A 12,895-nucleotide genomic window follows, 5' to 3' on the forward strand; every position below is an offset into this window, starting at 1 on the left:
GTGTCCTAGTTTCCGCGCGCCGCTGCCAACGCGCCGAGCAATTCCGCGGCGAAGATATCCAGTTCGTGGTCGAGACCGACACTGACGCGGATGCAGCGGTCGAGCTTTGGCGCCATCGGCTTGCGGATGAAGACATCGCGCGACAACAGCCCTTCCAGCACTTTGAGCGCGAAGGCGCCATCATGGCCGCAGTCGATGGTGACGAAATTGGTCGCCGAGGCGAGCGGCTTCAACCCGTTCTGTTCGGCGATATCAGCGATACGCCGCCGCCCGGCGGCCACCCGGGCCACCACCGTCTCGAGATAGGACTGGTCGGCGAGCGCCTCGACGCCGGCGATCTGCGCCATGCGGCTGACGCCGTAGTGGTTGCGGATCTTCTCGAAGTCGCTGATCACCTGCGTTTCGGCCAGCGCATAGCCGCAGCGTATGCCGGCAAGTCCGTAGGCCTTCGAAAAAGTTCGCATGCGGATGACGTTTGGCCGCGAGACATCGATCGGCGGCAGGGCCGAGGCCGGTCCCAACTCGCCATAGGCCTCGTCGAGCACCAGCATGGTGGTTTCCGGCAAGGCTTGTATGAAGCGGCTGACCTCGTCGGCTTCCCACCAACTGCCCATCGGATTGTCCGGGTTGGACAGGTAGACCAGCGGCGCCTTCTCCCTGACGACCGCCGCGAGCAGGCCGTCCAGGCTTTCGCGGTCGTTCTCGTAAGGGACGGTCACCAGCCGCCCGCCGACGCCGGCGATGTGGAAGTTGAAGGTCGGATAGGCGCCGAGCGAGGTGACCACCGCATCGCCTGATGCCACATACATGCGCGCCACCAGGCTGAGCAGGCCGTCTATGCCTTCGCCGACAACGACGTTCTCGACCGCCACGTCGTGATGTGCGGCGGCGGCAACCTTCAGGTCGTAATTGTCCGGGTCGCAATACATCCACTGGTCGCGCGCGACGCTCTCCATGCGGGCGATGACGCGCGGCGAGGGGCCAAAACTGCTCTCATTGGCGCCGATGCGCGCACGGAAAGCGCGCCCACGCTCACGCTCCTGCGCTTCCGGGCCGACAAACGGCACGGTCGACGGAAGCGCGGCGATGAGCGGCGAGAGGGCAGGGCGCAAGGGCATGGCGGAAGCTCGGTTGAGAGGGGACTTCTTGCTAGCGTGACGGAATGGTTGGCGCAAGGTCGCCACGTCTGCACCGCAACACTGGATTCCTTCGCCTCTTTTTGATAGCGAGGCTCCATGAACAATCGTCTCCCGCCCGCCTGGTCCAAGCATCTCAAATCGGGCCTCACGCCGAAGCTCAGGCCGACTCAGCCAAATCCGCCGCAAATGAATTCGGCATCTCGCGCTCAAACCGACGACGCCATACTGAAGCAAGCATATAGCTTCCAGCAGGCCAAGCGGCTCGATGAGGCTCAGGACCTTTGCCTTAAGGTTCTATCGCGCACTCCAAATCATCCGCTCGCTTTGTACATCCTGGGCACCGTTTGCTTGGGCTACGATGACGAGAAGGCCTTACGGTATTTCGCACGAGCGGTCGCAGAAGAGCCTAAAAATCCTTACTACCATCTCAGTCTTGCCGAGACCTATCTGAAAGTCAGCGAATTTTCGCCGGCGATCAAGCACATGCAATATGCCTTGGAACTGCAGCCCGATCTTGTCGAGGCACTTTGTACATTGGGTCGCGCTTATATCGAGTTTGATAAACCCGACATGGCTTTGCCTCTTTATAAGAAGGCACTAAAAATCGCACCCAATCATCCACAAGTTAGGGTTGGGCTGGCGGGTGCGCTCAGTGGCCTCGGGCGCATGGATGAGGCAGCCGCCTGCCTTAAAGAATCAATCAAACGCCGCATCGCTGTTCCGGTTGCCTACAACGATCTTGCGCAGACGCGGAAGTTTACTGAAGAGCCTGCAGAGCTCCAGTCTATTCTTGGTGAACTCCGCAATCCCAAGCTCAAGTCGGACGGTGCCGAGAAGCTTCATTATGCCGCCGGCAAAGTGCTGAACGACCTCAAGCGCTACGCGGAAGCGTTCGATCATTTCAACAAAGCAAAACGGGCTTCTGGCTATAAGTTTGACATCGAACTGCATAGACGCTGGATCGACTCGATGATTGAAACCTTCACGCCAGAGATGCTGGCTGCCAGGTCTGGCTATGGAAATCAATCCGAAGTGCCAGTGTTCGTGGTTGGCATGCCTCGCTCGGGAACGACGCTCACCGAACAGATCTGTGCTAGCCACCCCGATATTCATGGTGCCGGTGAATTGAATAAGCTGAGGCGGGTCGCGAACGCGATCGAACTCACCAAGTCGTCGGCCGGAGATTTGGGCCAGCCTATGATGTCGATTTCAGAGGATCTCTCCAGAACGTTGGCCGACGAACATATTTCCTATCTGAGGGAACGAGCGCCAACTGCACAGCGCATCATTGACAAGATGCCACACAATTTCGAACTCATCGGGCTTATTGGTCTTCTCTTTCCCAACGCGCGAATCATCCATTGCCGCCGTGACGCAATTGACAATTGCATTTCGTGCTTTGTGCTCAAATTTAGCGAAGCACACGGATACAATTGCGACTTGCAAACACTCGGCCTTTACTATCGTGAATATGATCGCCTCATGCGACATTGGAACAAAGTTTTTCCAGGCCTTATATTTGAGAATCGCTATGAGACGCTGGTCGAGGATCAGGAGGCGCAGTCGCGCCGTCTGATCGAGCATCTTTGCCTTCCTTGGAATGACGCCTGCCTTCGCTTTTTCGACAGGGACGGTTCGGTTACCACGCCCAGCCGCTGGCAGGTCCGTCAGCCGATCTACAAGTCATCGGTCAAGCGGTGGAAGAATTACGAAAAGGAAATCCGGCCGCTAATAGATGCCTTGGGCGATCTGGCGCAAATCTGACCTGAGAGTTCACACGGATAACCGAGCAGGCTTCCGAGTAGTCAGCGTGGCCGATGAACATATCGAAGGCTGATTCATCCTTACCAGCGCGCAGACCACCAAACTGGATCCAGGCAAAAGTTCAGTGTGATGCCCTTGTTGAAGGCGTCGTTACCGTAGCCGGCGCCACTGGAGTTCCCGAAATTGATGCGGTCTCGGTGTAGGTCTTCAGGGTGCCGAGTTCCTAGCAGGTCCACGTCCTCAGCGTGAAGCGGGTGTTCTTTTCCTAGGTGTCCTGATCCTTGCCTGACATCTGATCGAAGTTGCGAGCGCCATCGAACGAGCCGACGTCGTCGGAGCCGATGTCGTAGCGGACATATCCACCGATGCGCAGGCAAGTTTCTGTGCCGGGGATGTAGAAGTGGCCAGTGCCGTAGACGTCGCAGATCTTGATGTATTCAGCGGGTTCCGGCCCGGCGACGGCGTCGGCGGCCCGCGCGATCGGCTTTCGCCTGGACGAAGCAGGCCGCCGAAGGCGGCAACGTCGCGGCCCAGAACCGCCTGGCAAAACTCTATATGCAAGGCATCGGTACCGATCCGGACCTCGCGCTCGCCGGCGCGTGGTACATCGTCGCCCGCCGCGCCGGCCTCATCGATCAGGAGATGGATGATTTCCTGCAAGGTCTGAGCGACGACCAGACCAGGCAGGCCCTGCAGAAGGCGAACCGGTTGCCCTGACGGCGGCTGGCGAAATCGACCGACGCCGGTTCCGTCGCCCGGCCCAACCTGCCAGGGCTCCGAATCCGGGTTAACGGGTTAGGCTACCGAGGATTGTCTTGAAGCAAGCGGTATCCCATCCTGCGATTTTGCGCCTGCTCTTGAGGGATCGCTTGTCGGCTACGGCCCTGAGGAGATTGAAAGCGAAGTGTCTGACGACGGCCATGTTTTTGGCGCCGTGGCCCTTGCGCAGGCGTGACGGGTCGTCGTTGAAGACGACATCGAACACCCAATGCAAGCTGTTTTCGATGGCCCAATGGCCGCGAATGGCATCTGCCGCCTGTCTGGCCGACAGGGCAGCGGAGCTTATGGAGTGTCGTATATCGAAGCGGCCGCGATCCTTGAACTCGGTGCGAGCAAAGAACCTTGCAGACCATCGACAATCCGTTCGGCACGAGATTATCACCCATGTCTCAGGTACGAACTGTTACCCATGTCTCCCGGCCGTACAGAAGCAGGATGGCGGAGAGGATGGGATTCGAACCCACGAGAAGCTTTTGACCTCTACTCCCTTAGCAGGGGAGCGCCTTCGACCACTCGGCCACCTCTCCGTTGCGCCGCTGGATAAAGAAAAGCGCCGGCACAATCAACAAGCCCGCGTCATTATATCGAAAAATAAGAAGGTACCGAGTTGTGGCTTTCCCCGATGCGGCGGTTTTGCGGCAATCCCCAGGCTGGAGACTCGGGCCCCTGCCATAATTCCGTCGGCGGATCGCGGGATTCGGCTGCCAACAAGGGGCGCGGCAGGCCCAATGGTTAACCAGAGCTTTCCGAGTGAGGCCAAATCGTGTCATTTGTGCAACAACGCCAGGGGATAGCAGCCGAACAGCCCTTTCGCCGGTACGATCGTTGTTGAACGCCGCCGGCTCATGGGTAATGTCGAATTCGAAGGAGCGGCGCGGTGCGCATCTTTTTCGGTAGTGGGGATGGGGCAGGGAACGCTGTCCTTCAGCAAAGAATACCCAGACCCGTTTTTTAACTTTTGACTGGAGGTCAGAAAATGAACATCAAGAGCCTTCTTCTCGGCTCCGCTGCGGCCCTGATCGCAGTTTCCGGTGCGCGCGCCGCCGACGCCGTCGTCGTCGCCGAGCCGGAACCCGCTGAATACGTCAAGATTTGCGACGTCTACGGCGCTGGCTACTTCTATATCCCCGGCACCGAAACCTGCCTGCGCATCGGCGGCTATGTCCGTTATGACGCCGGCTTTGGCGATATCGGCACATTCGACGGCGCTCGCGCCACCGACGTGCAGAGCGGCAAGGACCAGGGCACCTGGAAGAAAAACGCCCGCTTCACGCTGAAGACGTGGACCGGTCAGGAGACCGAACTCGGCACCTTGAAGACCTACACCGAGACCCGCTTCAATTTCGGCAACACCCGCAACAGCGGTCGCGCCAGCTACAACAATTACACCTCGACATATAACGCTGGCGCTGCGAACTCAGGCATCTCGCTGAACTTCGCTTGGATCCAACTCGGTGGCCTGCGCGTCGGTAAGGACGAATCAGCCTTCGACACCTTCATCGGTTACGCTGGTAATGTCATCCAGGATACGATCGTTCCCTATGGTGGTTTCGACACCAATGTGGTGCAGTACTACTTCGACGCGGGCAACGGCTTCTCTGCCGTAGTCTCCCTCGAAGAGGGTTACGGCAATGTCGGCACCATCGACAGCTACGTTCCACATGTCGTCGGCGGCGTGAAGTGGACGCAGGGCTGGGGCGCCCTCACCGGTGTAGTTGCCTATGACAGCAACTACGAAGAAGTCGCCGGCAAGGTTCGCTTGGACGTGAACGTTTCGAACGAACTGTCGCTGTTCGTGATGGGCGGCTATGGCACCGACGACAATCTCAACGACAATGCGAACAATGCCGTGCCTGCGTTCGGCCGCGGTATGTATAAGATATGGGGCGGAAACTGGGCTGTCTGGGGCGGTGGTACCTACAAGTTCAACGAGAAGACCTCGTTCAACGCTCAGGTCTCTTATGACGACTGGAAGAACCTCGGCATCGCGGCGAACATCGCCTATGACGTCGTTCCGGGCTTTACGGTCACGGCCGAAGTGGATTACCAGCGCGTCGGCCAGGGCTCGATCGACAACGATTCGATATGGGCTCATGCCGAAAAGAAGAGCAATCTGGGCGGCATCATCCGCTTCCAGCGCTCCTTCTAAGGGCTGGTTCCTTAGGTGAAATCCAGCCCGGGCGCACAAACGCCCGGGCTGTTTTGGTTTTGTGATTGGGTCAACGCAAACGAAGGAAAAGGGGAATCGGTAGCTGAACAGATCCGTAGGCTTGGTCTCGTGGGATCCACGGTGGGCGGGTGAGATCACAACTGCGTGATTTAATCTCTTGAAAGGGCGCTCCCAAGCGGGCTGATCCCAATCCACTCCGGGGAGTGACGGGTAATGACCAACGAAGCGATTCAAGAGGGATACCCCTCTGATCAGTTTTCGACGTTTTCTTCTCAGAACTCGAAGATCAACTACACATATAACAAGATAAGATAAGTAAAGTTATACCGGATCGGAGAGCTTTTTTCAGCATATCGGGATATATTGTGGGATGATGGGCGGCATAAATATAATGTCAGCTCCTTCATTGGCGAGATAGACGAAATTCTCCTCGGGCAGCGTTTCAGCGCCTTTGACCAGAGTACCTTGGATAACCTTATCGGCACCTTCCGCCAGCGCGGCAACAGCAACGCAACCATCAATCGAAAGATGGCTGCTCTCAGCAAACTGCTGCGCAAGGCTTACAAGATGGGAGATATCCACAGCCTGCCCGAGTTTCGCCGCCAGAAGGAGCGGGCGGGACGGATTCGTTTCCTCGAGAGGGACGAAGAGGCCAGGCTGTTTGCTGCCATCAGGAGCCGCAGCGAGGACGCCTACCGGCTTTCCGTCTTCCTGGTCGACACCGGATGCCGCCTCGGCGAGGCGCTGGGGCTGATCTGGAATGACATCCAGGAGCATCGCGTCTCCTTCTGGATCACCAAGTCCGGCCGCAGCCGCACCATTCCGATGACCGAGCGGGTAAAGGAGGTCATCAAGCTGCCTGCGGTCGAAGGGCGCCGGCCCAAGGGACCGTTCACCAAGCTCAGCCAGGCACAGTTCCGTGCCATCTGGAACGATGCCAAGGCGGAAGTCGGCCTCGGCGCCGATGATCAGGTCGTGCCGCACATCCTGCGCCACACCTGTGCTTCGCGTCTCGTCCAGGGCGGCATCGACATCAGGCGCGTGCAGATGTGGCTCGGCCATCAGACCTTGTCGATGACCATGCGTTACGCGCATCTGGTCACCAACGATCTCGACGGCTGTGTCGTGGTTCTGGAGAAGCCTCGTTGCGAGCAGCCGGCAAGCGACGCCGAGGGATCCATATTTTCCTCTCCCGTGACCACGCCTTCCCCTGGCAAGGCCGAGCGGAAACAGGCCGGTGCGGAGAAGATGACGCCGAAGGCGCCTCGGAAGAACTCAAAAGCCAAATAGGCCGGCGAGATTGGCCTATACTATGATGACGACCCAAGACCTTGGTTGGTCTTGGGCCTATTTCCGGTTTTCTGAGCCTCTGCTTGATCCAGAAAGAGCGCGATGTCGCTGGGCAGGTTGCCGATCTCCAGAAAGGGGGCATGACCCTGATCTGGAACGGTGATTGTCCTGGCGTTGGGATGATGCTTCCGCATCTCCTCCAGCGTTTCCTGAGACAATAGCCTCGAATTGGCGCCGCGTATGACGAGCAATGGAATGGCCGCCAACGCATCGAACTGCTGCCAGAGAGGCGGCAATGGCTGTGACAGGTCGAGATTGGCGACCGTGTCGACCAGCTTCGAATCGAAATCGGGCAGAAGTCCTTGATTCGTCTCGCGATAGATCGCCCGCACCATCCGCCTCCAATCTCCCTCAGCAAGCGCTGGAAAATCCTGGCTGTGGACGTTGCGTTGGGCATCCACCGCCTCGGCGAGGGTCTTCGGCTTCGGCGTGCGTTCGAGATAGGACTGGATGTGGGCGAGGCCGGCGGGTTCGATCACCGGCCCGATGTCGTTGAGCACGATGGCTTTCAGCGCCGCCGGCTGCATCGCGCCGAGTATATGGATGATCAGCCCGCCGCGTGAGGTGCCGATGAAGGCCGCCTCTTCCACACCAAGCGCCGTCAGCCCGGCAAGAACATCACCCGCCTCGACGCCCACGTTGTAATGACTGACATCGGGATCGTAGGCCGACTGCCCGCGCCCGCGATAGTCGAAGGCGACGACCTTGCGCGCAACGGTGGATCGCGTTGAGAGATAGAGTGCGAGCTCGTGAAAATCCCGCGCGTTGCGCGTCAAGCCAGGCAGACAGACGACCGGCCAATGTGCGGAATTCGCTTCGCCATAGACACGCGCATGAAGTCTCAGCCCATCCGGCGCCGCGTAGAAGAATTCGGAGAAATCTGGATTGCTCGACATGGGACGGGCTCCTTAGCCGAAGGATCGTCCACGACTGCTACAGACGGAGCGCGGGAGGGTCAAACGGGAAAGCTTGTCCTTCTCCGCACGAAGGGAGAGCAGGAGCCTCAGCCGCGCCCATTCACGAGATCGCCGACGATGTCGTACTTGCCGGAAATACGCATCTTGTAGACTTCGTAATTCTCCATCACGCGCTGCACGTAACTTCTTGTTTCCGTATAGGGAATCCGCTCGATCCAGTCCACCACGGCGTCGATGTCCTTGCCGCGCGGATCACCGTATTTCACCACCCACTGGCTTGCCCGGGCCGGGCCGGCATTGTAGCCCGCGAAGGTCAATACGTACGAGCCGTTGAAGCGATCGAGCTGTTCGCCGAGGAACGCCGAACCAAGCGTTGCATTATAGCCGGCATCGGTGGTCAGCTTTGTCTGTGAAAACTGCAATCCGGCCCTCTTGGCCAATTGCCTCGCGGTTCCCGGCATCAGTTGCAGCAGCCCGCGCGCGCCGGCACTGGATACGGCGCCAACGTTGAACTCGCTTTCCTGGCGGGCGATGGCATAGGCCAGCGCCTTGCCCGAACCGGAAATATTGGCCGAATCAGGGATGACGCCGAGAGGGTGCGACAGCGCGCCGACATCGATGCCGCGCGCGCCGGCGATCTTGCCGACCTTCAGCGCCATGAAATGGTTGTCCTGCTTCTCGGCAAGGACAGCAAGCAGCGCCAGTTCGCCAGGGCTGGTCAACTGGCCGGCGAGGTCGCGGTAGAGCGTTTCGGCATAGCGGTCGTAGCCTGCCTCCTGCAGGCGCTTGATGGCGGAGACGGCCTCGCGGCCGGCAAAGTTCTGCCGGTCGGCGGCACTTGGCTGGGGATAGACGATGTTGAGCGCCTGCCGGCCGACGCGTTCGGCGGCTAGCTGGCCATAAAACGTCGTGCCGTAGGCCGCCGCACGTCCAAAATAATCCTTGGCATTGCCGGGCCCGCCGACTTCCGCCGCGCGGCCGAGCCAGTAGTAGGCGCGCGACAGGGTCACCGGCCCCTGGGCAAGGTCGGCGATGCGCGCGAAATGGGTTGCCGCGAGTTTGGCATCGTTGAGGCCGCGCAGCGCATACCAGCCGGCATGGAACTCGGCTTCCGCCGCATTGGCCGCGCTTTCGGCGGCATGCGTGGCGACTATCTTGTATGCCGTCTTGATGTCGCCCTGGTCGACCAGTTCGCGCGACAGCACCCGGCGCTCGACCCACCAGGCGTCCGGATCGACCAGCGCCTCGCGATCGGTCGGCGCCTTCATCAAGACGGCGGCGGCGCCGGCAAAATCCTCCTGCTTGCGCAGATATTCGGCCTGCGCGAAGAAATAGCCGGCCGAACGCTGCGCCGCCGGCACTGCCTTCAGCAGGTTCAGTGCATTCTTGTCGCCTTTATCGGCCGCGGCCCAGGCTTCGGCGAGCTGCTGGGCACCGGCGAGGCCGGCGACACGCAGGGCGGAATGCACCCGGTCGGCATAGAACATGCGATCCATGCGAAATCGATGGTCTGCGGCGGGAATCAGGCCGCCGAACTCCTTGATCAGAGCCGTCTCGTCCTTGGCTTCCAGGATCGCGGTGCGCCAGAAAGGCGACAGCACCGATCGCGCCGCCTTCGCGTTGCCGGACGCCAAATAGGCGCGCGCGAGGACCATCACGCCTTCGAATGTCTGCGGCTGGCTGCCGTCGAATGCCTTGATAACGCTGTCCGCCGCCGGGTTCTCGCGATAAAGCGCGCGCTCGCTGTTCTTGCGCAACGCAACGGTGCCCGGCCAGTTGGGCAGCATTTTCGCGGCCGCCGCGATTTCGCCGCTCGGGACCTTGTCGCCCCCGTAGAGCGCGATCGCCCAAGCCAATATGTGCTGGTCCAGTGATTGTGCGGGCAGTGCGTCACGCAGACCGCGCGCGCCGGGAATATCGCCAGCCGCGAGCGCATCCAGTCCGCTTTTCAACATCGCGACGCCGGCTGAGGGGGCCAACTGCGTCCCGTCCTGCGGTCTCGGCATCGGGATCGCCGAGGTGACACGCACATCGACGCTGCCGCTGATCGCCACGCCGGGCGTCAACGCGGCGATGGCGCCAAGCAACGCGAAGAGGTGGGGCCGACCGGTCGGCATGAGTTCGTGTTCTCTCCTAATCCAGCATTTTACCAGCAGGCGAAGAAGCATTGAAGCCTAAACTTAGGTCGTGAAGGGCTCGTAAACAAAGGGTTATCGAGGCCGTTCGAATTGCTCTTGCTGGCACCACGCAATGCTTGCCGCGCAACCATGTCGAGACTATGGTGCGCGGCTTCGCTTTCGGTTAGAAGGCGCGCACGACAAAACACCGATGCATGTCGCCCAAAAATGGGTACCGTTTTTGGGACTACGACATGCATGAACCAACAAAGTGCATGTCGCCCAAAAATGGGCATCCGTTTTTGGGCGACGACATGCATGAACAAAGAAGTCCCAAGGAGTTGGACGACATGCTGAGAGGCTCGCTTACTGCGCTCGTGACACCGTTCGAAAAGAGCGGGCGTTTCGACGAGAAAGCCTTTCGCGCGTTTGTCGAATGGCAGCTTGGCGAAGGCACCACGGGCCTCGTCCCGGTAGGCACCACCGGCGAGTCGCCGACGCTGTCGCATGACGAGCACCGTCATGTCGTCAAGGTCTGCATCGAAGTGGCCAAGGGCCGCGCCCCGGTCGTCGCCGGCGCCGGCTCCAACAACACCTTGGAAGCGGTCGGTTTGGTGCAATATGCCGAGAAGGCGGGCGCCGACGCGGCATTGGTCGTCACGCCCTACTACAACAAGCCGACGCAGCGCGGCCTCTACGAACATTTCGCCGCCGTCGCCAGGGCGACCAGCCTGCCGATCATCATCTACAACATTCCGCCGCGCTCGGTGATCGACATGATGCCGGAAACGATGGGCCGGCTGGCGCACGACTTCAAGAACATCGTCGGCGTCAAGGACGCCACCGGCAAGGTCGAGCGGGTATCGGAGCAGCGCATGACCTGCGGCAAGGATTTCATCCAGCTTTCAGGCGAGGATGCCTCGGCGCTCGGCTTCAACGCGCATGGGGGTGTCGGCTGCATTTCGGTGACCTCGAATGTCGCGCCAAGGCTGTGCGCCGAGTTCCAGGAGGCAACGTTGTCGGGCGACGGTGCGAAGGCGCTGGAGTTGCAGGACCGCTTGCTGCCGCTGCACAAGGCAATTTTCATCGAGCCCGGCGTATCCGGCGCCAAATACGCGCTCTCGAAGCTCGGCAAGGTCGAAAATGTGCTGCGTTCGCCGCTGGTTACCATCGAGCAGTCGACGGCCGAGAAGATCGATGCGGCCATGAAGCACGCCGGCTTGATTAACTAGGAATGAGGCGCCACCTCTCCGCATTATGAATCAAGTCAGAAAAGCCGACCCCAACAACAAGACCGTTGCCGAAAATCGCAAGGCGCGGTTTTCCTATGAGGTGCTCGACACGATCGAGGCCGGCCTGGTGCTGACTGGCACCGAGGTGAAATCGCTGCGTCAAGGCCAGGCCAATATCCAGGACAGCTACGCCTCGGTTGAAGGCGGCGAGATCTGGCTGATCAATTCCTATCTGCCGGAATACCTGCAGGCCAACCGCTTCAACCACGAGCCGCGCCGCCGCCGCAAGCTGCTGCTCAACAAGCGCGAGATGGCAAAGCTCTCGCAGAGCGTCGACCGCGAAGGCATGACCTTGGTGCCGCTGAAGATCTACTTCAATGACCAGGGCCGGGCCAAGCTGCTGCTTGCCGTTGGCCGAGGCAAGAAGCTGCACGACAAGCGCGAGACCGAGAAGCAACGCGACTGGTCGCGCGAGAAGGGCCGGCTTCTCAAGGAACGTGGGTGATCAGGTGACAGCCTGAAAAAAGCCAACAGTCGTGCTTCAGCGTCGGACAACCGGCAACTCCGACAGGGGATGGTCTTGAAGAAGCGGATTGTTCTCTGGGGCCTGGCCAGCCTTGCCCTGGCCTGCGTCGTTGCGGCGGGGGGCGTGGTCTACTTCCACACCTATTCTCCCGACCGGGGCAGATATCCGGTCCGGGGTATCGACGTCTCCCATCATCAGGGCCAGATCGACTGGCGGCGCGTTGCCGCCGATGATGTGGCCTTCGCCATCATCAAGGCGACTGAAGGCGGCGATCATGTCGACGACGCCTTCGCAGGCAATCTGCGCGCCGCCCGCGCCGCCGGGCTCGCCGTCGGCGCCTATCATTTCTTCACCTTCTGTCGGTCGGGCGCCGACCAGGCCAGGAATTTTATCTCGGTGGTGCCGCACGATCAGCCTTTGCTGCCCCCGGTCGTCGACATCGAGTTTGGCGGCAACTGTCCGCAGCGCCCGTCACCCGGGCAACTGAACGCGGAGCTCGAGGCTTTTCTCGGACCTGTCGAGGCTGCGTTCGGCAAGCCGGCGATCGTCTATCTGACGGATGAAGCCGAGGCTGCCTATGCTGGGCAAATTGCCGCTCGCCCACTTTGGCTACGCTCGCTGCTCAAGGAGCCGGACCGCCGGGACTGGATCTATTGGCAGTACAACGACCGGGGGCGTGTGGACGGCGTCGAGGGGGACGTCGACCTGAACGTTTTGCATGGCGGACCAGAGAAGCTGGCGGCGCTGCTTGCGCCCACGCCTTGATGTGCAGACCCGATCCGATGTCGGTCCGGTTTCTTCACGATCCAGCTGATGTCGGGATAGCCGGATTTTCCCTGGTGATGCGTCGGCCTATCGCCGAATACCTCATCCCGGCGGCCGTGATCGCGGCGTTTACGC

Annotated in this window: 8 protein-coding genes, 1 tRNA gene and 4 pseudogenes; 7 read left to right on the forward strand and 6 right to left on the reverse strand. The window is 60.3% G+C overall.

The features are described from left to right. Window positions 1–5: 5 nt before the first annotated feature. A complete protein-coding gene (locus LB556_RS09055; protein ID WP_224566262.1) occupies window positions 6–1,118 on the reverse strand; it encodes a pyridoxal phosphate-dependent aminotransferase in 1,113 nt (370 codons plus the stop codon). A gap of 117 nt (window positions 1,119–1,235) precedes the next feature. Here LB556_RS09055 and LB556_RS09060 point away from each other — a divergent pair, with 117 nt between their 5' ends. After that, complete coding sequence (locus tag LB556_RS09060) at window positions 1,236–2,903, forward strand: tetratricopeptide repeat-containing sulfotransferase family protein (protein WP_224566264.1); 1,668 nt, start codon at window positions 1,236–1,238, stop codon at window positions 2,901–2,903. A gap of 43 nt (window positions 2,904–2,946) precedes the next feature. On the opposite strand, the pseudogene LB556_RS09065 reads toward LB556_RS09060, so the two are convergent. After that, window positions 2,947–3,384 (reverse strand): annotated as a pseudogene (locus tag LB556_RS09065) (porin); the annotation flags it as partial. Between LB556_RS09065 and LB556_RS09070 the strand changes: the two are divergent. After that, a pseudogene (locus LB556_RS09070) lies at window positions 3,372–3,620 on the forward strand (sel1 repeat family protein); the annotation flags it as partial. The pseudogenes LB556_RS09065 and LB556_RS09070 sit on opposite strands and share 13 nt — an antisense overlap. Before the next feature lie 70 nt (window positions 3,621–3,690). Here the strand turns inward: LB556_RS09070 and LB556_RS09075 are convergent. Together LB556_RS09075 and LB556_RS09080 are read right to left on the reverse strand one after the other, a co-directional pair. Then, window positions 3,691–3,999: pseudogene (locus LB556_RS09075) on the reverse strand (ISAs1 family transposase); the annotation flags it as partial. A 120-nt stretch (window positions 4,000–4,119) separates the two neighbouring features. After that, window positions 4,120–4,210, reverse strand: a tRNA-Ser gene (locus tag LB556_RS09080). 449 nt (window positions 4,211–4,659) lie between these two features. Between LB556_RS09080 and LB556_RS09085 the strand changes: the two genes are divergently transcribed. Together LB556_RS09085 and LB556_RS09090 are read left to right on the forward strand one after the other, a co-directional pair. Next, the gene (locus LB556_RS09085) at window positions 4,660–5,832 is read left to right on the forward strand and encodes a porin (protein ID WP_224566268.1); all 1,173 of its coding nucleotides are present in this window, start codon (window positions 4,660–4,662) and stop codon (window positions 5,830–5,832) included. A gap of 234 nt (window positions 5,833–6,066) precedes the next feature. Further along, window positions 6,067–7,143 (forward strand): annotated as a pseudogene (locus LB556_RS09090) (tyrosine-type recombinase/integrase). A gap of 20 nt (window positions 7,144–7,163) precedes the next feature. Here LB556_RS09090 and LB556_RS09095 read toward each other — a convergent pair. Beyond that, window positions 7,164–8,099, reverse strand: a complete 936-nt coding sequence (locus LB556_RS09095) for an alpha/beta fold hydrolase (protein WP_224566270.1) — start codon at window positions 8,097–8,099, stop codon at window positions 7,164–7,166. 107 nt (window positions 8,100–8,206) lie between these two features. Next, a complete protein-coding gene (locus tag LB556_RS09100) occupies window positions 8,207–10,237 on the reverse strand; it encodes a lytic transglycosylase domain-containing protein (RefSeq protein WP_224566272.1) in 2,031 nt (676 codons plus the stop codon). Window positions 10,238–10,587: 350 nt separating this feature from the next. Between LB556_RS09100 and dapA the strand changes: the two genes are divergently transcribed. The 3 genes from dapA (at window position 10,588) to LB556_RS09115 (ending at window position 12,760) form a co-directional block, all read left to right on the forward strand. Then, window positions 10,588–11,469, forward strand: a complete 882-nt coding sequence (dapA, locus tag LB556_RS09105; protein ID WP_224566731.1) for a 4-hydroxy-tetrahydrodipicolinate synthase — start codon at window positions 10,588–10,590, stop codon at window positions 11,467–11,469. Window positions 11,470–11,494: 25 nt separating this feature from the next. Further along, window positions 11,495–11,974 (forward strand): SsrA-binding protein SmpB, encoded by a 480-nt coding sequence (gene smpB / locus LB556_RS09110; protein ID WP_006202221.1) that lies wholly within the window; start codon window positions 11,495–11,497, stop codon window positions 11,972–11,974. A gap of 75 nt (window positions 11,975–12,049) precedes the next feature. Further along, on the forward strand, window positions 12,050–12,760 hold the full coding sequence (locus LB556_RS09115; protein ID WP_224566274.1) for a GH25 family lysozyme: 711 nt from the start codon (window positions 12,050–12,052) through the stop codon (window positions 12,758–12,760). Window positions 12,761–12,895 lie beyond the last annotated feature (135 nt).

It is taken from the genome of Mesorhizobium sp. ES1-4 (assembly GCF_020164745.1).
Taxonomy (GTDB): domain Bacteria; phylum Pseudomonadota; class Alphaproteobacteria; order Rhizobiales; family Rhizobiaceae; genus Mesorhizobium.